Here is a 21,269-nt window from a genome sequence, read left to right as displayed (position 1 = left end):
TGGAGGAGAGAGCTTCCGATGGTCAGCATCCGCCGCAGCTTCGAAGCGTATGTCGATGACATGAATATCATTACTGTTCTGATTCCTGCTGAACAAAAGGAAATCATGACACCGCCGTTTCGGCTTGAGACAGAAATAACAGATTTTCCTCTGGCTGTCAGGGAGGAATACTCCCTTGAAGCAAAATACAAGTACGTCTGCGTATCCGACCATCCTGTGACATTTGGAAAAATCCATTGCGTCAGAGCATCCAGCGGCCACAAAACGGATCTCCAAATTGGCGCGGTCATCCGGACGGCAGCGTTTGATGACGAATTTTATTATGACGGAGAGCTGGGCGCCGTTTATACCGCGGATCATACCGTATTTAAAGTATGGGCGCCTGCTGCAACCTCAGCTGCTGTCAAGCTTTCACACCCCAATAAAAGCGGGCGCACATTCCAAATGACTCGCTTGGAAAAAGGCGTCTATGCCGTTACGGTCACAGGTGACCTTCACGGATATGAGTATTTGTTTTGCATCTGCAACAATTCAGAATGGATGGAAACAGTTGACCAGTATGCCAAGGCTGTGACTGTAAATGGAGAGAAGGGCGTCGTCTTGCGCCCGGATCAAATGAAATGGACTGCTCCTCTTAAACCATTCTCACACCCTGTGGATGCCGTCATCTATGAGACGCATCTTCGCGACTTCTCCATCCATGAAAACAGCGGCATGATAAACAAGGGAAAATACTTAGCGCTGACGGAAACTGATACACAAACCGCAAATGGCAGTTCTTCGGGATTAGCGTATGTAAAAGAGCTTGGTGTGACACATGTGGAGCTTCTGCCGGTGAATGATTTTGCCGGAGTTGATGAAGAGAAGCCGCTTGATGCATACAATTGGGGATATAACCCGCTTCATTTCTTTGCCCCGGAGGGAAGCTATGCCTCAAATCCTCATGATCCTCAAACGAGAAAAACAGAGCTGAAACAAATGATCAATACCCTGCATCAGCACGGTCTGCGAGTCATTCTGGATGTTGTTTTTAACCATGTGTATAAGAGGGAGAATTCCCCCTTTGAAAAGACAGTGCCCGGTTATTTTTTCCGGCACGACGAATGTGGGATGCCATCAAACGGCACCGGCGTTGGCAATGATATTGCATCAGAAAGAAGGATGGCAAGAAAATTCATTGCGGATTGCGTGGTCTATTGGCTTGAAGAATACAATGTTGACGGCTTCCGCTTTGATCTCCTCGGGATTTTAGATATTGACACCGTGCTTTATATGAAAGAGAAAGCAACTAAGGCAAAGCCCGGAATCCTGCTTTTTGGAGAAGGGTGGGACCTGGCTACACCGCTGCCGCATGAACAGAAAGCTGCTTTGGCGAACGCGCCAAGAATGCCGGGCATCGGCTTTTTTAATGATATGTTTCGTGACGCTGTAAAAGGGAACACCTTTCACCTTAAGGCAACAGGGTTTGCGCTCGGCAACGGTGAATCAGCACAAGCTGTGATGCATGGAATTGCCGGGTCTTCCGGATGGAAGGCATTAGCACCGATTGTTCCGGAACCAAGCCAGTCCATCAATTATGTCGAATCACACGACAATCACACCTTTTGGGATAAAATGAGCTTTGCGCTTCCTCAAGAAAATGACAGCCGAAAGCGAAGCAGGCAAAGGCTTGCAGCCGCGATTATTTTGCTTGCCCAAGGGGTGCCGTTTATTCACAGCGGCCAGGAATTTTTCCGGACGAAGCAGGGAGTGGAAAACAGCTATCAATCCAGTGACAGCATCAACCAGCTCGACTGGGATCGCCGTGAAACATTCAAAGAAGATGTTCACTATATCCGCAGGCTGATCTCGCTGAGAAAAGCGCATCCTGCATTCCGTCTTAGGTCCGCTGCAGACATCCAGCGCCATCTTGAATGCTTGACGCTAAAAGAACACCTTATCGCATACAGGCTTTATGATCTTGACGAGGTTGACGAATGGAAAGATATCATTGTTATCCATCACGCGAGTCCAGACTCCGTCGAGTGGAGGCTGCCAAACGACATACCTTATCGGCTTTTATGTGATCCATCAGGATTTCAGGAAGACCCAACAGAAATCAAGAAAACGGTTGCAGTAAACGGCATCGGAACGGTTATCTTATATTTAGCATCAGATCTTAAGAGTTTTGCTTGACGAAGTTTGTGCTATAGCGCTAAAATTTAAAGGACGGCTATTGATTAGCATATGAGACTCTCAATAGCTGTCTTTTTTATTTTTATACGATTCGTACGAAAAAGGCATTCGCTGGATAGACTAGAAACGATTAGCCTTAATTCTAAAATATTTTAAGAAATGATGGGTTGAACATTGATATGAACTGGTTGGGACAATTACTAGGTAGCGATTGGGAGATCTTCCCCGCCGGAGGAGCTACAGGAGATGCATATTATGCGAAACATAACGGGCAGCAGCTTTTTTTAAAACGTAATAGCTCACCTTTTTTAGCTGTTTTATCCGCCGAAGGCATTGTTCCGAAGCTGGTTTGGACAAAACGGATGGAAAATGGGGACGTCATTACGGCCCAGCACTGGATGACCGGCAGAGAGCTGAAGCCTAAAGACATGAGCGGACGGCCCGTTGCTGAATTGCTTCGTAAAATACACACATCAAAAGCCTTGCTGGACATGCTGAAGAGACTTGGAAAAGAACCGCTGAACCCGGGGGCTCTTTTGTCTCAGCTGAAGCAGGCTGTATTTGCTGTGCAGCAATCTTCGCCGCTGATTCAAGAAGGGATCAAGTATTTGGAAGAACACCTGCATGAAGTGCATTTCGGTGAGAAAGTCGTTTGCCATTGTGATGTCAATCATAATAACTGGCTATTGTCTGAAGACAACCAGCTGTATTTAATTGACTGGGACGGCGCCATGATCGCTGATCCGGCGATGGACCTCGGGCCTTTGCTGTACCACTACGTCGAAAAGCCAGCTTGGGAGAGCTGGCTGAGCATGTACGGCATAGAGCTGACAGAAAGCCTTCGGTTGCGAATGGCTTGGTATGTGTTATCTGAAACAATTACTTTCATTGCCTGGCATAAAGCAAAAGGCAATGATAAGGAATTTCATGATGCAATGGAAGAGCTGCATATCCTCATGAAACGAATTGTTGATTAATCAGGAATACGAATCCATTTGCTCTACCCATTGAGACAGGCTGTTCTGATGCTCTTGTATGTGTGAGTCGATGGATTTGGACGATATTCCTGATTGGCTGTAGCGGTAAACATCTTCAAGCACGTTTTTGAAATTTGAATCAAGCTCGGTGTTTGCCATCAGTGATTTAATCACACGCTCAAGCTGCTCGTACTCTGCGACTGTTCCGCAGCAGTCCAATTGATGGTCAGTCAATATATCCTTCAATAAATGAACTTGATGCTCATAATGTAAACCCATAACGGTACACATCCCTTCAGTATCATACGGGTTAAATTGTTCAAAACAGAGCGTTTTTATACATGGGAAAGGAGTGTTCCAGCAGACGGGACCCTCTTTTTTTATGCGCTCGGCCTTAAGAGAGATACACTGGAAAAACGAGCTTGCGGGTCTTTTTAATTCATGGTATGTTGTTAGTCGAAATAATAGATAGAGGTGTCAATCATATGAGAATGCGCCACAAGCCTTGGGCTGATGACTTTTTGGCTGAAAACGCAGATATTGCCATCAGCAATCCTGCTGATTATAAAGGGAAATGGAACACAGTGTTTGGCAACGACAATCCGATCCATATCGAGGTTGGTACAGGAAAAGGCCAATTTATTTCTGGTATGGCCAAACAAAATCCCGACATCAATTATATTGGTATTGAGTTATTTAAAAGCGTCATCGTGACAGCCGTCCAAAAAGTAAAAGACAGCGAAGCGCAGAATGTAAAGCTTCTGAATATAGATGCGGACACGCTGACGGATGTGTTTGAGCCGGGGGAAGTGAAACGGGTCTACTTGAACTTTTCTGATCCTTGGCCGAAGAAACGGCATGAAAAACGCCGCCTGACATATTCCCACTTCCTCAAAAAATATGAAGAAGTAATGGGCAAAGGCGGATCGATTCATTTTAAAACGGACAACCGAGGTTTATTTGAGTACTCTTTGAAGAGCTTCTCTGAGTACGGCCTCCTGCTGACATACGTCAGTCTCGATTTGCATAACAGCAATCTGGAAGGCAATATTATGACAGAATATGAAGAAAAATTCTCTGCACTCGGCCAGCCGATCTATCGGGCTGAGGTTGAATGGAGAACGTAAAGACAGACTCTGACAGGAGTCTGTTTTTTTTATGGGCCGTTTGCTACCATGATGATAGGGGGGGGTGAAAATGGAAACAATGAAAATTGGAAACATCACGTTGACCTGGCTTGACGGAGGCGTGACGCATATGGACGGAGGCGCCATGTTCGGCGTTGTGCCAAAGCCGCTTTGGTCTAAAAAATATCCAGTCAATGAAAAAAACCAGATTGAACTAAGAACAGACCCTATTTTGATTCAAAAGGATGGGCTCAATATCATCATTGACGCCGGAATTGGGTACGGCAAGCTGACTGATAAACAAAAACGAAACTATGGCGTGACACAAGAGTCGAATGTGAAACCCTCATTAGCTGCACTCGGATTAACGGTTGCCGATATAGATGTGATCGCAATGACACACCTTCATTTTGATCATGCATGCGGTTTAACGGAATATGAAGGTGAACGGCTCGTCTCTGTCTTTCCGAATGCAGTGATTTATACATCAGCTGTTGAATGGGACGAAATGCGCCATCCGAATATCAGGTCGAAAAATACGTATTGGAAAGAAAATTGGGAGGCTGTAGCTGGCCAAGTCAAAACCTTTGAAGACACCTTAACGATCACAGAGGGTATTACAATGCATCACACCGGAGGCCATAGCGACGGACACAGTGTCCTGATATGCGAGGATGCGGGTGAAACTGCCGTACATATGGCAGATCTGATGCCGACACATGCCCACCGCAATCCGCTATGGGTGCTGGCTTACGATGATTATCCGATGACCTCTATCCCGCAAAAGCAGAAATGGCAGGCGTTCGCAGCAGAAAAAGATGCTTGGTTTATTTTTTACCATGATGCCGAGTATCGCGCCCTTCAATGGGAGGAGGACGGAAGCATCAAAAAGTCAGTTAAGCGAATGAAGCGATAGCATATTTTTATGTTTACCCTGCATGTTTTCCGGCTAATAATGCAAACCTAGTACTATTATGCTCAGAAAGGAAGAGGCAGGGTGAAACAATTCAGAGTAACAAACGAAGGAGACATTCAAACAACATTAAGAGGCCTTGAAGTGCTCTCTGTTCCTTTTTTGAACAAAGGTGTTGCTTTTACTGAGGAAGAAAGAAAAGAACTTGGTTTAAAAGGCTTTCTGCCGCCCAAGGTATTAACAATTGATGATCAGGCGAAAAGAGCGTATGAACAATATTCCGCACAGCCTGACGATTTGAGCAAAAATGTCTATTTAACGGCGCTGCACGATCGGAATGAAACGCTGTTTTACCGCCTGTTAAATGACCATTTAGGGGAAATGCTCCCGATTGTCTACACACCGACAGTCGGAACGGCAATTCAGAGATACAGCCATGAATACAGAAAACCACGAGGGCTCTATCTGTCAATCGATGACCCGGACGGTATGAAAGAAGCTTTTAAACAGTATAAAGATCAAAGCGATACGATCGATTTAATTGTTGCAACTGATGCGGAAGGAATTTTAGGAATCGGTGACTGGGGCGTCGGAGGAATCGCAATTTCTATTGGCAAGCTGGCGGTTTATACAGCGGCTGCGGGCATTGATCCGAGCAGAGTGCTGGCTGTTGTTTTAGATGCGGGGACAAATCAGGAGAGCCTCTTGAACGACCCGCTTTATGTCGGCAACCAGCATTCCAGAGTGCGCGGGGAACGTTATGACCAATTTATTGACGACTACGTTGCGCTGGCGAGAGAAACATTTCCGAATGCATTGCTGCATTGGGAGGATTTCGGGGCGAAAAACGCGCGAAGCATTTTGAAACGCTATAAAGATAAAGTGTGTACCTTCAATGATGATATCCAAGGAACTGGCGCTGTTTCTTTGGCCGCAGTCTTATCCTGTGCAAAAGCGTCTAAAGTTCCGCTGAGAGATCACAGAGTTGTTATATTCGGAGCGGGAACGGCAGGAATCGGAATTGCCGAACAGCTGCGGGAAGCATTGGTGCGCGAGGGACTGAGTGAAGAAGAATCATACAAGCGCTTCTGGTGCATAGACAGGAACGGGCTGTTAACAGATGATATGGATCAGCTTCTTGATTTCCAAAAGCCGTATGCCCGTTCGGCTGATGAAGTGAAGGATTATCAGCGGAACGGAGACGGCGGAGGCATTGATCTTCTTGAAGTGGTTCGGCAGGCGAAACCGACGATCCTGATCGGCACATCTACGGTTTCCGGCGCTTTCACTGAAGAAATTGTAAAAGAAATGGCGTCACATGTGAAACGGCCGGCGATTTTGCCAATGTCAAATCCGACAACTCTTTCTGAAGCAAAGCCGGAGGATTTAATCGAATGGACAGAAGGCCGTGCGCTGATCACGACAGGAAGCCCGTTCCCGCCAGTTGAATATAACGGAGTTACGTATCATATCGGGCAGGCAAACAACGCGCTTGTCTTCCCTGGTCTCGGTCTTGGAACGATTGTTACAAAATCAAAATTAATTACCGACGGCATGTTTGAAGCATGTGCCCGGGCAATCGCAGGTATGGTCAATGTCGGGGTGCCTGGGGCGCCGATGCTTCCAAAAGTTGAAGATTTGCGCACTGTTTCGGCAACCGTTGCTGTTGAAGTTGCAAAAACCGCAATGAAGGAAGGCGTCGCTACGGAAGAGCCTGAAGACATTATACAGGCAGTGCAGGATGCGATGTGGTATCCGGTATACAAACCGATTCGCGCGATATAATAAAAAAGAGCCGCTGCATAGGCAGCGGCTTCTATTTTTTGCTTGTCCGGTGTTAAGAGGCGATTGTATCAATGACATCAACAATTTCTCCCGTTTTCGCATCCACCATGACTTCATACTGTTCTAATTCTCCGAAAGCTGATCGTGTAATGCCGGTTTTGTATACCTGTACCGTTTCTCCGTTAATATTGTAGGGCTCCGGCTGGGTGTAAATCCATGATCCGTCAATCGGGCCCCGCTGCTTAAAAGCAGATTTTACAATTCGAAGCGCTTTTTCTGAAGAAATATAAGGCTTCATCACATATTGTCTCACAACGACAGCCGTACAAATTCCAAGTCCTGCTCCTAAAAGAAGATGACGCAATTTCAAAATAAAGCACCTCCTGGTTGATCGTACTTTTCATTATACAGAAACAGCCAAATCCTGTTAAGCAATACGCGGCTGATCGAGCAGATTGGGTCAGAGTGCTTGGAAAACTTCATTGTTTCTAATAAAATAAAAGGACTACATAGAAATGAGGGGAAAACATGAATCAAGAAACGAAAGCGCTTTTCCAAACACTGACGCAGCTTCCCGGCGCGCCGGGCAATGAGCATCAGGTTCGTGCTTTTATGAAGCAGGAGCTAGCCAAATATGCAGATGACATCGTTCAGGACAGACTGGGAAGTGTTTTCGGAGTCAGACGAGGCGCAGAGGACGCACCGAGAATTATGGTAGCCGGGCACATGGACGAAGTCGGCTTCATGGTGACATCCATTACAGACAACGGGCTGCTCAGATTCCAGACGCTCGGAGGCTGGTGGAGCCAAGTTTTGCTTGCGCAGCGGGTTGAAATTCAAACAGATAACGGGCCGGTTCCGGGTGTGATTTCAAGCATACCGCCGCATTTATTGACAGATGCGCAGCGAAACCGACCGATGGATATCAAAAACATGATGATCGACATTGGAGCGGATGATAAGGAAGACGCCATCAAAATCGGCATTAGACCGGGACAGCAGATCGTGCCTGTTTGTCCGTTTACGACGATGGCGAATGAAAAGAAAATTTTATCAAAAGCATGGGATAACAGATATGGATGCGGCTTAAGCATTGAACTTCTGAAGGAATTACACGGTAAAGAGCTTCCGAATACACTCTATGCGGGTGCAACGGTTCAGGAAGAAGTAGGGCTAAGGGGCGCGCAGACGGCTTCTCATATGATTAAACCGGACTTGTTTTTCGCCCTTGACGCCAGCCCGGCAAACGATATGAGCGGAGACAAAAATGAATTCGGCCAGCTTGGAAAAGGCTTTTTGCTGCGCATTCTTGACAGAACGACAGTCATGCATCGCGGAATGAGGGAATTCGTTCTTGATATGGCTGAAACGCATGATATTCCATATCAATATTTTGTATCCGGCGGGGGAACAGACGCAGGCAAGGTTCATATTTCGAACAGCGGTGTGCCGTCAGCGGTTATCGGAATATGTTCCCGCTATATTCATACAAACGCTACTATCATTCATATTGATGATTATGCTGCTGCTAAAGAAATGCTCATCAAACTTGTAACAGCCTGCGATAAGCAGACAGTGGATGCGATTAAAGAAAATATGTAGGTTTCATAAAAGCTTGTTGAACGAGCAGTAAGCCCGGATCGACAAGCTTTTTTCTTATTCTGTTTCAAATAGATAGGAAAGGGCCTTAATGGCTTGGTTAACGGTTTCAACCGTAATATTCGCTTTATTGGAAAGCTCTTTTAAAGGATGGTGGAGCGATTCCGGCCGGATGATAATCAGGGGTTTTCCTTTTGCGATCGCATATGATGCATCCATTGCCGTGTTCCACTGTTTGTACTTTTCGCCAAACAGGGCGATCACAAAGTCTGCTTTATTCATCAGGACGGCGGTTCTGAAGTTGTTGATGTCAGAGGCTTTGTCATCCTTTAAAACGGCATTTGGCTGTACGCCCATAATTTCTTCACCAATATTGTCTGAGCGGTCATGATTCTCCATCGGGCCAACAAACGTAATCGGGAGCTTCAGTGATTTTGTTTTTTCTTTAATTTCCTCGCGCCAATTGCTGTGGATTTCTCCTGCTAAATAGACGATAAACTCCATAATAAAAATCCCTCCTTATGTATATCCATCTGTAAATTTCACCCTCATGTACACGATGTTAAACGAAACGAGCTTGATAATGCAAATAAAATATGATAATGATAATGGGAAAGCCAATCTTACATATTCATTCGTTGCATATAAGTGGTTTTGCCTCAAGCAGTTTGGTATGATCCAAATGGACGAGTATCGATAAAAAACATGTAAGAACATAAACAACTGGAGGGATATGAAATGAAAAAAATTGAATCAACTCAAGAGCTGGAAAAAGCGGTAAAGGATGATTGGTCTGTATTTATGTTTTCGGCCGATTGGTGCCCGGATTGCCGTTTTGTAGAGCCTTTCCTGCCTGAACTGGAAGCGAATTTCCCTGAATTCACCTACTACTACGTAGACCGTGACAAATTCATTGATACATGTGCAGAGTGGGAAATTTACGGAATCCCAAGCTTTGTGGTGTTTAATGAAGGAAAAGAAGTAAATCGTTTTGTGAGCAAAGACCGCAAAACAAAAGAAGAAATTGAACAGTTTTTAACAGACTCTCTCGCTAAAGCGTAAAGGAGGACATCGGTTTGAAAATGACCTCAAGGAAGCTGTCAGATATACTGAAGCAGCGCCTTCAGCACGAGAATCGCTCCTTTCTGTTTGACAGAGAAAAAGACACCCTCCGTGTTGAGGATCAAACGACTAAAAAAGGGATTACACTCGATTTGCCGCCGATTATTGCAAAATGGGAACTGAAAAAAGACGAAGCCATTGATGAGATCGTGTACTATGTCTCCGAAGCGATGACGGCAATGGAAGGGAAGGCTCAGGAAATGACCGGGAAAGAAACTCGCATTTATCCGGTCATCCGCTCGACTTCCTTCCCGGACAAGTCCAGCGAAGATATCCCGCTCATTTATGACGATCATACCGCAGAGACAAGAATTTATTACGCGCTAGATCTCGGGAAAACCTACCGTTTAATTGACCAGCGCATGCTTGAGAAAGAAAACTGGACAAAAGAGCGGATCAGAGAGACGGCCGCATTTAATCTCCGTTCCCTGCCGACGGTTGTCAAAGAGGATACGGTTGCCGGCAATTACTTTTATTTCTTCAGGGCAAACGACGGATACGACGCAAGCCGGATTTTGAACGAAGCGATCTTAAATGAGTATAAGCAGCATGCAGAAGGTGAGCTGGCGATCTCTGTTCCTCATCAGGACGTTTTGATTCTTGCTGACATCCGGAATGAATCGGGGTATGATATTCTAGGACAAATGTCGATGAGCTTCTTTGCAGGCGGCACCGTCCCGATTACCGCCCTATCATTTTTGTACAATGAAGGAAAGCTGGAACCGGTGTTTATCCTGGCGAAAAGCCGTCCGAAAAAGGATTAGAAAGGATTTTTACTTATGAACGCTTTTTATAATAAAGAAGGTGTGGGAGACACGCTCCTGATCTCTCTTCAAGATGTGACACGCGAACAATTAGGCTATGAAAAACACGGCGACGTCGTCAAAATTTTCAATAACGAAACAAAAGAAACAACGGGCTTCAACATTTTCAATGCGTCTTCTTACTTGACCATTGATGAAAACGGCCCTGTTGCGCTCTCAGAAACATTCGTGCAAGATGTGAATGAGATTTTAAACAGAAACGGCGTTGAAGAAACATTAGTCGTTGATTTATCTCCGAAGTTTGTTGTGGGTTATGTAGAATCAAAAGAAAAACATCCGAATGCGGATAAATTAAGCGTATGTAAAGTCAACGTAGGAGAAGAAACGCTTCAGATCGTCTGCGGCGCGCCTAACGTTGACCAAGGCCAAAAAGTTGTCGTTGCCAAAGTCGGTGCTGTGATGCCTAGCGGACTTGTCATTAAGGATGCAGAGCTTCGTGGCGTTCCGTCAAGCGGGATGATCTGCTCAGCGAAAGAGCTTGATTTGCCGGATGCCCCTGCTGAAAAAGGAATCCTTGTGTTAGAAGGAGACTATGAGGCGGGAGACGCATTTCAGTTTTAGACTCCCATAAATCCGCCAAAAAAAACGAATCATGTGAAAAGCCGCTAAGCCCTTGTTTAGCGGCTTTGTTTCTGCTGATAGCTTAATCTTTTCTGGGCCGACCAGCAGTGGTATACTAAAAACCGTCCCAGAAAACTATAAGGGAGTTAGAGATAAATTATGAGTTGGCTTCATAAATTTTTTGATTTGTTTTTAGGCGAAAGCGAAGAGGATGCTGAACGGGAGACAAAACCCGCTCAAATTCCGCAGCAACAAGAAGTACATCATCCTGAAGGACAATTAAAAAGATTGGAAGATCCTAAAATATATTATGAATATCCAAAAGGCAAATTCCGTTTTCCAGTCGTGCCTGACGGATACAAAAATCATGACCTGAGAAGGCGCCGCACACCATCGGACGAACCGAAATCCGCGCCTCGTCCAAGTGCTGCACCTTACAGAGAGCGTCCCAGAAATGAAGAAGAGCAGCATACATATCAAGCAGCAGAGCCGGCGAAGAAACCGTTTAAACCGACAAATATCCCTTCGCCTGTCTATGGATTCAATCAAAAACCATCTGTTAAAAAGGATGTGCCGAAAAAGCCTTCTGAAACATTGAACGAACCGGATAAATCGGTAAAAGAGAAGGTAACACTGCTGTCAGAAGAGATCGAACGTGAACGCGGCTATCCTGCTTCAGACACACAGGCGCATTCCAAAATAGAAAGTCCTTTCTTCCCGGATACCCAATTTGAAAAACAGCCTTCTGGCGTTTTAAACAGAAAGGATACGGAGCATGATGAGGCGCTGGCGAAACGGCCAGCCGAGCCGTCAGGTAACAAAGTGCCATTTGAGTCAGGCGTTCAACAGCCGGAAAAAGAGGAGCCTTTCTTCCCAGCTGAACAAGCCGAAGAGCAAACACCGCCTGAGATGCTCACAGATACGGCGGCTGAAGGGCTTTCAGACAGTGAAGTAGGCCGCGAAGAGCCTGCAACGGCTGAGGAAGAACAAAGGGAGCAGCAGCCAGAGAAATTTGAAGAGCCTGTTTTCTCCGCTGAACTTGATGAAGAGCAAACAGCTCCTGAATCTCAGACAGAGGCAGTATCTGAGGATGAAAAAGCAAAAGAGCCGTCAGACAGCCCAGTATACAATCATCATGAAAACGCGGCAGAAGGTGCTGAGTCCCCGTTCGTTCAAGAAGAACAAATGGACATTCGTCAGGAAGAGCCTTTATTTACTGATCATGAGTATTCATCAGAGGCTCTGGCTCAAGCAGAAACTGTGGCAAAAGAATCAGAAGAGCCATCAGAAAGCATAATAAATAATCATTATGACACCCTGGGAGAGGCTCAGGAAACGAAGATAGATGTTCAGCCAGACAGCCATACAGAGCTTGAGAAAACTGAACACATGGAGCAGGGTTCCAAATCGTCTACTGCAACTCTTGAAAACCGGCAGGAAATTCGCGCAGACAAACCTCGCGAAGCTTCAGAAGAGCCGAAAAAAAGGCCTGGTGTACAGGAGAAAAGGACTGAACAAAGCGCATCTTCTCAAAAAGGGCCATCCGTTCCTTTTAATGTGATGATGCTGAAAAGAGATACGCATAAACAGCAAAAAGCAGAGGAGCGCCGCGGCAGCTATGTATTTCCGAATGTTGCACTGCTTGATGTCCCGCCAGCGCAGGTTCAAGATGATACTGCGTGGATCGAAGAACAGCGTCAGCTTCTTGATTTGACCTTGAAAAATTTCAATGTCCGCGCCAATGTGGTCCATGTAACCCAGGGTCCGTCTGTCACGAGATTTGAAGTGCATCCTGAACCGGGTGTAAAGGTGAATAAAATCACCAACTTGTCCGATGATATTAAACTCAGTCTCTCAGCTAAAGATATTCGGATTGAAGCGCCGATTCCGGGGAAAAACACGATCGGAATTGAAGTGCCGAACCGCACGAGCAAGGTGGTTGATTTGCGCCAAATGATTCGCAGCTCAGCTTTCAGGACAAGCAAGTCACCGCTCACAGCTGCGCTGGGATTAGATATTTCGGGAAATCCTGTTGTTATCGACTTGAAGAAAATGCCGCATGGCTTGATTGCCGGCGCTACAGGCTCCGGAAAAAGCGTATGCATCAATACAATATTAGTAAGCCTGCTTTATAAAGCTGACCCGAGTGAGGTAAAGGTGCTGCTGATTGATCCGAAAATGGTAGAGCTGGCCCCTTACAATAAAATTCCTCACCTCGTCAGCCCGGTCATTACTGATGCTAAAGCGGCTACGGCTGCTTTGAAATGGGTCGTTGAGGAAATGGAGCGCCGCTATGAGCTTTTTGCCCATTCAGGTGTCCGCGACATTGACCGCTTTAATCAATTAACCGCTGAACACCAAATGGGTGAAAAGCTGCCGTATTTAGTTGTCATTATTGATGAGCTTGCAGATTTGATGATGGTGGCTCCAAACGATGTGGAAGAAAGCATTGCGCGGATCGCCCAAAAAGCCAGAGCGTGCGGTATCCATCTTCTCGTCGCAACTCAGCGTCCGTCAGTCGATGTCATTACAGGTCTGATTAAGGCGAATATCCCAACGAGAATCGCCTTTTCTGTCTCAAGCCAGGTTGATTCCCGAACAATTATTGATATAGCCGGTGCAGAAAAGCTTCTCGGAAAAGGGGATATGCTCTTTTTGGAAAACGGCTCGGGAAAACCGGTTCGTCTGCAAGGTAACTTTGTGTCAGACCGGGAAATCGACCGCGTCGTTTCCCACGTCAGAAGCCAAATGCCGCCGACCTATTTATTTGAACAAGAAGAGCTCGTAAGACAAGGATCTGCCCTGAAAGAAGAGGACGAACTGTTTTACGAAGCGTGTGAGTTTGTTGTAGAGCAAAACAGTGCGAGCACTTCAAGCCTGCAAAGAAGATTCAGAATCGGTTACAATCGTGCGGCAAGGCTGATCGACATGATGGAAGCGGAAGGCATGATCTCTGAGGCAAAAGGAAGCAAGCCTCGAGAGGTGCTGATCACAGCAAGTGATTTAATAAACGAATAATATGGGTTCATTTTCACACCAAACATGGTATGATAGTGTTTAGAGCATTTAACAGCTATGCCGCTTTACAGCAGCTGTGCATAGACAAATCTTGATATCTGGGTTTAATCGGAAAGAAATAACCTGATACTAAACATAACAAAACATATAAAATACGCCGCTAAGGGAGGCTTTTCAGCCGCCGCGGTCGCAAATTGAAATGAGCGTCATATACTGGGGAACAGATAGACGTTTGTTGGAGGTACAATTATGACTGTTTATCATTTTGTTGGAATAAAAGGGACCGGTATGAGTCCGCTTGCCCAAATACTTCATGATAATGGATATACTGTCCAAGGATCGGATATCGAAAAATTTATTTTTACGCAAACAGCGCTTGAAAAAAGAAATATTACGATTCTTCCTTTTAGCGCGGAAAATATTAAACCCGGCATGACAGTCATCGCCGGAAACGCATTCCCAGACACGCATCCTGAAATAGAAAAAGCGATGTCTGAGGGAATTCCGGTGATACGTTATCATAAGTTTTTAGGCGACTACATGAAAAAATTCACGAGTGTTGCCGTTACGGGCGCACACGGCAAAACGTCGACTACGGGTCTGCTGGCTCACGTGATCCAAAACGCAAAACCGACGTCTTTCTTAATCGGAGACGGAACAGGCCAGGGAAATGAAAACAGCGAATACTTTGTGTTTGAAGCGTGCGAATACCGCCGCCATTTCTTAAGCTATCAGCCAGATTATGCGATTATGACGAATATTGATTTTGATCACCCTGATTACTTCTCAAGCATTGACGATGTATTTGACGCTTTCCAAGAGATGGCTCTTCAAGTCAACAAAGGCATTATTGCCTGCGGAGACGATGAGCATCTGCCGAAAATCCATGCGAACGTCCCGGTTGTGTATTATGGCACGGGGGAAGAAAATGATTTTCAAGCCAGAAACATCGTAAAAAGCACGGAAGGGACAACTTTTGATGTCTTTGTCCGCAATACGTTCTATGATACGTTTTATATTCCTGCGTACGGCCACCACAATGTATTAAACTCATTGGCGGTCATTGCGTTATGCCATTATGAAGAAATTGATTCCAGCATCATTAAGCATGCTCTCAAATCCTTTGGGGGCGTCAAACGCAGATTCAATGAGAAGCAGCTTGGGGATCAAGTGCTGATTGATGACTATGCCCATCATCCGACAGAAATAAAAGTGACAATCGAGGCGGCAAGACAGAAGTATCCTGATCGGGAAATTGTCGCGGTATTCCAGCCTCATACATTTACCCGGACGCAGCAGTTCCTTGACGAATTTGCAGAAAGCCTGAGCGGCGCCGACTGTGTGTATTTATGCGATATTTTCGGCTCAGCCCGTGAGAATGCCGGAAAGCTGACGATCGGTGATCTCCAGGGAAAAATTCATAATGCCAAGCTGATTGAAGAAGATGACACATCTGTTTTAAAAGCTCATGATAAAGCCGTTCTCATCTTCATGGGAGCAGGAGATATCCAAAAATATATGAGAGCCTACGAAAACGTCATGGCATAATAAAAAGCAGTGATCTCACTGCTTTTTATTTATCTGATGGGAAAGCTTATTAAAGGATTTTCTTACATAACGGAGAATAGTATGTATACAGCCCAGTACACATGTTTATGATTGAAGAAAACGGGTAAACAGCAGTATATCCTGCAGCAAGGAGGTTTGAGATGATTATTATTCTTTATTTGAGCGTTGCACTCATCGCAGTTGCATTTCTCGTATTAGTGATCTACTTGTCTAAAACATTGAAGTCACTGCAGCTGACACTAAAAAACGTCGCATCCACTCTTGAAGGGCTGGAGGGACAAATGAAGGGCATCACAACTGAAACAGCCGAGCTTTTACATAAGACCAACCGCCTGGCTGAAGATATTCAGGAAAAATCAGAAAAGCTGAACACGGTCGTTCATGCTGTTCAAGGAGTGGGAGCTTCTGTACAGCAGTTCAATACATCCATGAAACAAGCGGCAGGGTCTGTATCGGCATCAGTTAGAGAGAATCAAGATAAGATCAATCAAGTTGTCACTTGGAGTCAAGCAGCAATGGAAATTTGGGAGAAATGGAAGCAAAAGAAAAAATCAGCCCTGTAAGAGAAAAAAATACTAAGAGGAGGAATAATGATGAGCAAAGATGGAATTAATAGTAAAGATTTTTTAATCGGAACTTTAATCGGGGGAATCATCGGTGCCACTACAGCTCTTTTTCTAGCGCCTAAATCAGGCAAAGAACTTCGCGACGATCTCGGCAGCCAGGCTGTTGCCTTACGGGACAAAACTGATAAAATGACGGCAGATGCGAAGGAAAAAGGCACGCAATATGTCAGCATCGCAAAAGACAAAACTTCCAACATCACACAGCTTGTAGCGGATCAGTCTGGACAGATCATGAACAAGGTAAAGGATTTGAGAGACCGTTCCAAATCTGACAAAACGGATTCATCGACTGCAATGCAAGATATGAGGGAAGAAGCGATGCAGGCAGCTGATGAAACAAAAGATCAAGTCCTCCAGACGAAAGAAGATGTAAAAGACGAACTGAAAGATGCACAAAAACAGGCTGAGCAGTTGAATCGCTGAGCAGGGAAGGAAGAGCTTGAGTCATGGCTAAACAGCTTATTCAATCTGAGGAAGAATTTAAACGGATTGCAGAACAGGAAGGCGTTTTCGTCTTCTTGAAACACAGCACCACATGCCCGATCAGCCAGGCAGCATTTCATGAGTTTGATGCCTTTGCAAATCAGCATGAGGATGTGCCGGCTTACTATCTTCAAGTACAAGAAGCCCGGCCGCTGTCCAATTTCATTGCAGAAACATATGGGGTCAAGCATGAAAGCCCTCAGATATTCATCATCCAGAACGGTGAAGTGAAATGGCATACCTCACATTCACAAATTACAGAAGCCGCTATTGAGCAGCATTTGTCATAGAAAAAAGCGTCCAGATATCATCTGGCGCTTTTTTTTGTAAAAAACCCTTGAACATTGCCCTCACATCATGTAGGATAGCTTCATAGATTACTTTATCACTTAAAAGCGTTTGGGTAATAAAGTAGAGTTTTTATAAAATTTTTTGTATTTCAGTATTTCCATTTGGAATTACTTATAGTAAGATGCATGATAACTACAAAATAAAAAATGAATGTGCAGGGAAAGGATGAAAAAAATGAGCAACACAGAGTTAGAGCTTTTAAGGCAGAAAGCAGACGAATTAAACCTACAAATTTTAAAATTAATCAACGAACGCGGCAATGTTGTAAAAGAGATCGGTAAAGCGAAGGAAGCACAGGGTGTCAACCGATTTGACCCTGTCAGAGAACGCACAATGTTAAACAATATCATTGAAAACAATGACGGGCCGTTCGAAAATTCAACCATCCAGCACATTTTTAAAGAGATATTCAAAGCCGGTTTAGAGCTTCAGGAAGAAGATCACAGCAAAGCGCTGCTTGTCTCCCGCAAGAAAAAACCTGAAGATACAATTGTTGATATCAAAGGCGAAAAAATCGGAGACGGCCAGCAAAGATTCATTGTCGGCCCATGTGCGGTAGAGAGCTATGAGCAGGTAGCTGAAGTCGCTGCAGCTGCGAAAAAACAAGGGATTAAAATTTTGCGCGGTGGAGCCTTTAAGCCTCGTACGAGCCCATACGATTTCCAAGGGCTTGGTGTTGAAGGCCTTCAAATTTTAAAACGTGTAGCGGATGAATTTGATCTGGCGGTTATCAGTGAAATCGTAACTCCGGCTCATATCGAAGAAGCGCTGGACTACATTGATGTCATTCAAATCGGAGCGCGCAACATGCAAAACTTCGAATTGCTGAAAGCGGCCGGCGCCGTGAAAAAGCCAGTGCTTCTGAAGCGCGGTCTTGCTGCAACGATCTCTGAATTCATCAATGCTGCTGAATACATCATGTCACAAGGAAATGACCAAATTATCCTTTGTGAGCGCGGAATCAGAACATATGAAACAGCAACGAGAAACACGCTGGATATTTCAGCTGTGCCGATTTTGAAACAAGAAACGCATTTGCCAGTCTTTGTTGATGTTACGCATTCAACAGGCCGCCGTGACCTCTTGCTTCCGACAGCTAAAGCCGCTTTAGCGATCGGTGCTGATGGCGTAATGGCTGAGGTTCACCCTGATCCGTCAGTCGCACTTTCTGACTCTGCTCAGCAAATGGCGATTCCTGAATTCGAAAAATGGCTGAATGAACTGAAGCCAATGGTGAAAGTCAACGCTTAATTGAACAATCCAAAAGGCCGCGCCTGCGGCCTTTTTTTATGCTTTCTCGTTTATTTAGTTATAAAAACCAAGTATACGTTTTCATCATCTATAAAAACGTGTATAATTTCATGAGAAGTAATTAAATTTGATGAATAATGAAAAATAATGTACACTACTGACTTACGCTTACAAATCATAAACGACATAAATTCGGACATTATGACATTTCTCTACATAAAGTGTTTATGCTATAGATAAGGATAAGTGTATCCAGTAAAAGGAGTGGTTTTAGGATGAGCAATATTACGATCTACGATGTAGCGAGAGAAGCTAATGTAAGCATGGCAACCGTTTCCCGTGTCGTGAACGGCAACCCGAATGTAAAACCGACAACGAGGAAAAAAGTCTTGGAAGCCATTGAACGTCTCGGTTACCGTCCAAACGCGGTGGCAAGAGGGCTGGCAAGTAAAAAAACAACAACTGTAGGTGTCATCATTCCCGATATCTCAAGCATTTTCTATTCAGAGCTTGCGCGCGGAATTGAAGATATCGCGACAATGTATAAATACAATATTATTTTGAGCAACTCTGACCAAAACATGGAGAAAGAGCTGCACTTGTTAAACACAATGCTCGGCAAACAAGTGGACGGCATCGTGTTTATGGGCGGAAACATTACGGACGAGCATGTGGCGGAATTTAAGCGTTCTCCAGTGCCGATTGTACTTGCCGCTTCTGTAGAAGAGCAGGAGGAAACACCGTCAGTCGCTATCGATTACGAACAGGCGATTTATGATGCCGTGAAGCTTTTGGTTGATAAAGGACATACAGACATCGCGTTCGTTTCCGGACCAATGGCAGAACCGATCAACCGTTCGAAAAAACTCCAAGGCTACAAACGTGCGCTTGAAGAAGCGAACCTTCCGTTTAATGAACAATTTGTAGCTGAAGGGGATTACACATATGATTCCGGACTCGAAGCACTGCAGCATCTGATGAGCCTGGATAAAAAACCGACAGCCATTCTTTCTGCAACTGATGAAATGGCACTCGGCATTATCCATGCCGCTCAGGATCAGGGCTTATCCATTCCGGAGGATCTCGACATTATCGGTTTTGATAATACAAGATTAAGCCTCATGGTTCGTCCTCAGCTTTCAACAGTTGTTCAGCCGACATATGATATCGGCGCCGTTGCGATGAGACTGCTGACGAAGCTCATGAATAAAGAGCCGGTTGAAGAGCATATCGTCGAACTGCCGCACCGTATAGAGCTTAGAAAGTCAACCAAGTCATAAGAAAAACAAAGAGCAAGCTTCACCTTTATGGTGAATTCTTGCTTTTTTCATGGGGAGAAATGATGAAACGTTTTGATTATCTTACACCTGTTGGATTTGTGTTAGGAACGATTATTATTGTTATCGGGATTATTTCAGGATCGGGAGTAAGCGGTTTCCGCTCTTTTCTTGATCTGACCTCTTTCTTCATCGTAACAGGGGGACTTTGCGCCGCTGTTTTTATCAGTTTTCCGCCAAGTGAGCTGAAAAAAGCGCCCTCTGTGTTAAAGCAGGCATTCATCCGCCAGGAAGACAATGTGAAAGATCTTGTGAAAACCTTTGTTTCCCTTTCCGATCACGCGCGAAAACACGGGCTTTTATCATTGGATGATCAGGCTCGGGAAATCAAAGATCCATTCTTGAAAAAAGGGCTGCTTTTAGCGATTGACGGCTGGGATGAAGAAACGATTCGGCTCGTCATGGATTCAGAAATCGCAGCAATGGAGGAACGGCACCGAAAAGGGCGGCGAGTTTTTGAAAAAGCGGGAGAATTCGCTCCGGCATGGGGAATGATCGGAACACTCGTCGGGCTTGTGCTGATGCTCAAAAACTTAAACGACCCGCATATGCTCGGACCAAACATGGCCATTGCGCTTCTGACGACTTTATATGGTTCATTACTGGCAAATATGGTCTTCAACCCGATCGCGGCTAAGCTTGAAGAGAAAACAGAAAGTGAAATTTTCATCAAGCAGGTAATGGTGGAAGGGATTATCGGTGTTCAATCCGGAAAAAACCCGCGCAACCTTGAAAGCCAGCTGGTCGTTTTCAGCTCACGGGAAGAATGGCAGAAGCAGCCAAAACAAGTAAAAACAAAAAAGGGATCTGTACATGAAGCTTAGAAGAGAACGTTTTGAAAGAAGGAATGGAAGCGGAAAAAACAGTCAATCTTCATCCAGCTGGATGGTAACCTTTACAGATCTGATCACCTTGATCCTTGTGTTCTTTATTTTACTCTTTTCGATGTCCCAAATCGATCTGCAAAAATTCAAAGCGGCAGTGGACTCGATCCAGAAGGAAGGCAACGGGCTTCAGCCGGACCAAACATCCATAGAAAAAAAGAATACATCCCCATCTGATACGAAGAAGCAAGAGGATCAGCAGGATCAGCTTCTCAAGAAAGTAAATACATATATAAAAGACAATCATTTGAAGGCCCAAATGACAGCCAAACGGGATGAACGCGGTGTCGTGCTCGTTCTTCAGGAGGCTGTGCTGTTTGATACAGGTGAGGCAAAGGTGCTGAAAAATGCCGAAACACTTCTTCACCAAATTGCCGTTCTTCTTCAAACAATTCCAAATGACATTCAGGTTGAGGGACATACAGACAGCCGAAACATTTCGACATACCGATACCCGTCGAACTGGGAGCTATCAGCAGCACGGGCAAGTGGAGTGATTCAATACTTCACGTCTAAAGAGAAGCTTCCCTCCAAGCGCTTTATTGCTGTCGGTTATGCGGATACAAAGCCAGTAAAGGATAACAAGACAAATGAACACATGAAGGAAAATCGGCGTGTGGAAATAGTGATTAAAAAATCAAAAACGACCTCTTCGTAAAGGTCGTTT

At 45.0% G+C, this 21,269-nt stretch carries 22 protein-coding genes; 19 read left to right on the top strand and 3 right to left on the bottom strand.

Translation table 11 applies throughout. The features are described 5' to 3' along the window. The first annotated feature begins 18 nt into the window (after nucleotides 1–18). Entirely contained in the window at nucleotides 19–2,175 is a 2,157-nt protein-coding gene (amyX, locus tag BSU_29930; RefSeq protein NP_390871.2) for a pullulanase, read from the top strand. 362 nt (nucleotides 2,176–2,537) lie between these two features. Next, nucleotides 2,538–3,152 carry a putative kinase/phosphotransferase gene (gene ytmP, locus BSU_29920; RefSeq protein ID NP_390870.2) on the top strand — a complete coding sequence of 205 codons (615 nt, stop codon included), beginning with the start codon at nucleotides 2,538–2,540 and terminating at the stop codon, nucleotides 3,150–3,152. On the opposite strand, the gene ytzH is transcribed toward ytmP, so the two are convergent. Continuing rightward, nucleotides 3,153–3,431 (bottom strand): hypothetical protein, encoded by a 279-nt coding sequence (ytzH, locus tag BSU_29910; RefSeq protein NP_390869.1) that lies wholly within the window; start codon nucleotides 3,429–3,431, stop codon nucleotides 3,153–3,155. 206 nt (nucleotides 3,432–3,637) lie between these two features. On the opposite strand from ytzH, the gene trmB reads away from it, so the two are divergent. The 3 genes from trmB to maeC all read left to right on the top strand — a co-directional run bounded on the left by trmB (nucleotide 3,638) and on the right by maeC (nucleotide 6,977). Beyond that, on the top strand, nucleotides 3,638–4,279 hold the full coding sequence (trmB, locus tag BSU_29900) for a tRNA (guanine-N(7)-)-methyltransferase (RefSeq protein ID NP_390868.1): 642 nt from the start codon (nucleotides 3,638–3,640) through the stop codon (nucleotides 4,277–4,279). Between the two features lie 145 nt (nucleotides 4,280–4,424). Then, nucleotides 4,425–5,195 carry a putative quorum-quenching lactonase gene (ytnP, locus tag BSU_29890; protein NP_390867.1) on the top strand — a complete coding sequence of 257 codons (771 nt, stop codon included), beginning with the start codon at nucleotides 4,425–4,427 and terminating at the stop codon, nucleotides 5,193–5,195. A gap of 81 nt (nucleotides 5,196–5,276) precedes the next feature. Next, a complete protein-coding gene (gene maeC / locus BSU_29880) occupies nucleotides 5,277–6,977 on the top strand; it encodes an NAD-dependent malic enzyme (conversion of malate into pyruvate) (protein ID NP_390866.1) in 1,701 nt (566 codons plus the stop codon). A gap of 52 nt (nucleotides 6,978–7,029) precedes the next feature. Here maeC and ytzB read toward each other — a convergent pair whose 3' ends face one another. Then, nucleotides 7,030–7,347, bottom strand: a complete 318-nt coding sequence (gene ytzB / locus BSU_29870; protein ID NP_390865.1) for a hypothetical protein — start codon at nucleotides 7,345–7,347, stop codon at nucleotides 7,030–7,032. A gap of 158 nt (nucleotides 7,348–7,505) precedes the next feature. On the opposite strand from ytzB, the gene ytoP reads away from it, so the two are divergent. Continuing rightward, nucleotides 7,506–8,579 (top strand): putative modified amino acid aminopeptidase, encoded by a 1,074-nt coding sequence (gene ytoP, locus BSU_29860; RefSeq protein ID NP_390864.1) that lies wholly within the window; start codon nucleotides 7,506–7,508, stop codon nucleotides 8,577–8,579. A 54-nt stretch (nucleotides 8,580–8,633) separates the two neighbouring features. Here the strand turns inward: ytoP and ytoQ are convergent, their stop codons facing one another. Further along, nucleotides 8,634–9,080: a putative enzyme with sugar binding fold gene (gene ytoQ / locus BSU_29850; RefSeq protein NP_390863.1), complete on the bottom strand. Its 447-nt coding sequence runs from the start codon at nucleotides 9,078–9,080 to the stop codon at nucleotides 8,634–8,636. 79 nt (nucleotides 9,081–9,159) lie between these two features. Between ytoQ and BSU_29845 the strand changes: the two genes are divergently transcribed. From BSU_29845 to motS, 13 genes are all read left to right on the top strand, one after another. After that, nucleotides 9,160–9,276, top strand: coding sequence for a hypothetical protein (locus BSU_29845; RefSeq protein ID YP_009513998.1), 117 nt, complete (start codon nucleotides 9,160–9,162; stop codon nucleotides 9,274–9,276). 38 nt (nucleotides 9,277–9,314) lie between these two features. Continuing rightward, a complete protein-coding gene (gene ytpP, locus BSU_29840; RefSeq protein NP_390862.1) occupies nucleotides 9,315–9,638 on the top strand; it encodes a putative thiol-disulfide oxidoreductase with thioredoxin domain in 324 nt (107 codons plus the stop codon). A 14-nt stretch (nucleotides 9,639–9,652) separates the two neighbouring features. After that, the gene (ytpQ, locus tag BSU_29830; protein ID NP_390861.1) at nucleotides 9,653–10,462 is read left to right on the top strand and encodes a conserved protein of unknown function (iron homeostasis); all 810 of its coding nucleotides are present in this window, start codon (nucleotides 9,653–9,655) and stop codon (nucleotides 10,460–10,462) included. 15 nt (nucleotides 10,463–10,477) lie between these two features. Continuing rightward, entirely contained in the window at nucleotides 10,478–11,083 is a 606-nt protein-coding gene (gene ytpR, locus BSU_29820; RefSeq protein NP_390860.1) for a putative tRNA binding enzyme, read from the top strand. 159 nt (nucleotides 11,084–11,242) lie between these two features. Next, a complete protein-coding gene (sftA, locus tag BSU_29805) occupies nucleotides 11,243–14,101 on the top strand; it encodes a DNA translocase (protein ID NP_390859.2) in 2,859 nt (952 codons plus the stop codon). A 249-nt stretch (nucleotides 14,102–14,350) separates the two neighbouring features. Next, nucleotides 14,351–15,649, top strand: coding sequence for a UDP-N-acetyl muramate-alanine ligase (gene murC, locus BSU_29790; RefSeq protein NP_390857.1), 1,299 nt, complete (start codon nucleotides 14,351–14,353; stop codon nucleotides 15,647–15,649). A 161-nt stretch (nucleotides 15,650–15,810) separates the two neighbouring features. Further along, nucleotides 15,811–16,233, top strand: coding sequence for a general stress protein (ytxG, locus tag BSU_29780; protein ID NP_390856.2), 423 nt, complete (start codon nucleotides 15,811–15,813; stop codon nucleotides 16,231–16,233). 30 nt (nucleotides 16,234–16,263) lie between these two features. Further along, nucleotides 16,264–16,719, top strand: a complete 456-nt coding sequence (gene ytxH, locus BSU_29770) for a hypothetical protein (protein NP_390855.2) — start codon at nucleotides 16,264–16,266, stop codon at nucleotides 16,717–16,719. Nucleotides 16,720–16,742: 23 nt separating this feature from the next. Continuing rightward, on the top strand, nucleotides 16,743–17,069 hold the full coding sequence (gene brxJ, locus BSU_29760) for a bacilliredoxin involved in debacillithiolation (RefSeq protein NP_390854.1): 327 nt from the start codon (nucleotides 16,743–16,745) through the stop codon (nucleotides 17,067–17,069). A gap of 235 nt (nucleotides 17,070–17,304) precedes the next feature. Continuing rightward, on the top strand, nucleotides 17,305–18,381 hold the full coding sequence (aroX, locus tag BSU_29750) for a bifunctional chorismate mutase type II-isozyme 3 (regulatory domain); 3-deoxy-D-arabino-heptulosonate 7-phosphate synthase (protein NP_390853.1): 1,077 nt from the start codon (nucleotides 17,305–17,307) through the stop codon (nucleotides 18,379–18,381). Nucleotides 18,382–18,656: 275 nt separating this feature from the next. Further along, the gene (ccpA, locus tag BSU_29740) at nucleotides 18,657–19,661 is read left to right on the top strand and encodes a transcriptional regulator of catabolite repression (Lacl family) (protein NP_390852.1); all 1,005 of its coding nucleotides are present in this window, start codon (nucleotides 18,657–18,659) and stop codon (nucleotides 19,659–19,661) included. Between the two features lie 62 nt (nucleotides 19,662–19,723). Then, nucleotides 19,724–20,542, top strand: a complete 819-nt coding sequence (motP, locus tag BSU_29730; RefSeq protein ID NP_390851.1) for a sodium channel stator-force generator subunit of flagellar rotation — start codon at nucleotides 19,724–19,726, stop codon at nucleotides 20,540–20,542. After that, complete coding sequence (gene motS, locus BSU_29720; RefSeq protein NP_390850.1) at nucleotides 20,532–21,260, top strand: sodium channel stator-force generator peptidoglycan binding subunit of flagellar rotation; 729 nt, start codon at nucleotides 20,532–20,534, stop codon at nucleotides 21,258–21,260. The genes motP and motS overlap by 11 nt, the downstream gene beginning before the upstream one ends. The last annotated feature ends 9 nt before the right edge of the window (nucleotides 21,261–21,269 follow it).

It is taken from the genome of Bacillus subtilis subsp. subtilis str. 168 (assembly GCF_000009045.1).
In the GTDB taxonomy this organism is placed as follows: domain Bacteria; phylum Bacillota; class Bacilli; order Bacillales; family Bacillaceae; genus Bacillus; species Bacillus subtilis.
This window is presented reverse-complemented; position numbering and strand designations above follow the sequence as displayed.

Excerpts from the sequence above, each read along its gene's own strand:
- ytmP (NP_390870.2), top strand. The coding sequence starts at position 2,538 with ATGGAAAATGGGGACGTCATTACGGCCCAGCACTGGATGACCGGCAGA.
- ytxH (NP_390855.2), top strand. The coding sequence starts at position 16,264 with ATGAGCAAAGATGGAATTAATAGTAAAGATTTTTTAATCGGAACTTTA.
- ccpA (NP_390852.1), top strand. The coding sequence starts at position 18,657 with ATGAGCAATATTACGATCTACGATGTAGCGAGAGAAGCTAATGTAAGC.
- ytnP (NP_390867.1), top strand. The coding sequence starts at position 4,425 with ATGTTCGGCGTTGTGCCAAAGCCGCTTTGGTCTAAAAAATATCCAGTC.
- motS (NP_390850.1), top strand. The coding sequence starts at position 20,532 with ATGAAGCTTAGAAGAGAACGTTTTGAAAGAAGGAATGGAAGCGGAAAA.
- ytoP (NP_390864.1), top strand. The coding sequence starts at position 7,506 with ATGAATCAAGAAACGAAAGCGCTTTTCCAAACACTGACGCAGCTTCCC.
- ytpR (NP_390860.1), top strand. The coding sequence starts at position 10,478 with ATGAACGCTTTTTATAATAAAGAAGGTGTGGGAGACACGCTCCTGATC.
- ytxG (NP_390856.2), top strand. The coding sequence starts at position 15,811 with ATGATTATTATTCTTTATTTGAGCGTTGCACTCATCGCAGTTGCATTT.
- ytoQ (NP_390863.1), bottom strand. The coding sequence starts at position 9,080 with ATGGAGTTTATCGTCTATTTAGCAGGAGAAATCCACAGCAATTGGCGC.
- ytzH (NP_390869.1), bottom strand. The coding sequence starts at position 3,431 with ATGGGTTTACATTATGAGCATCAAGTTCATTTATTGAAGGATATATTG.
- motP (NP_390851.1), top strand. The coding sequence starts at position 19,724 with ATGAAACGTTTTGATTATCTTACACCTGTTGGATTTGTGTTAGGAACG.
- amyX (NP_390871.2), top strand. The coding sequence starts at position 19 with ATGGTCAGCATCCGCCGCAGCTTCGAAGCGTATGTCGATGACATGAAT.
- ytpP (NP_390862.1), top strand. The coding sequence starts at position 9,315 with ATGAAAAAAATTGAATCAACTCAAGAGCTGGAAAAAGCGGTAAAGGAT.
- murC (NP_390857.1), top strand. The coding sequence starts at position 14,351 with ATGACTGTTTATCATTTTGTTGGAATAAAAGGGACCGGTATGAGTCCG.
- brxJ (NP_390854.1), top strand. The coding sequence starts at position 16,743 with ATGGCTAAACAGCTTATTCAATCTGAGGAAGAATTTAAACGGATTGCA.
- BSU_29845 (YP_009513998.1), top strand. The coding sequence starts at position 9,160 with ATGCAAATAAAATATGATAATGATAATGGGAAAGCCAATCTTACATAT.
- sftA (NP_390859.2), top strand. The coding sequence starts at position 11,243 with ATGAGTTGGCTTCATAAATTTTTTGATTTGTTTTTAGGCGAAAGCGAA.
- aroX (NP_390853.1), top strand. The coding sequence starts at position 17,305 with ATGAGCAACACAGAGTTAGAGCTTTTAAGGCAGAAAGCAGACGAATTA.
- trmB (NP_390868.1), top strand. The coding sequence starts at position 3,638 with ATGAGAATGCGCCACAAGCCTTGGGCTGATGACTTTTTGGCTGAAAAC.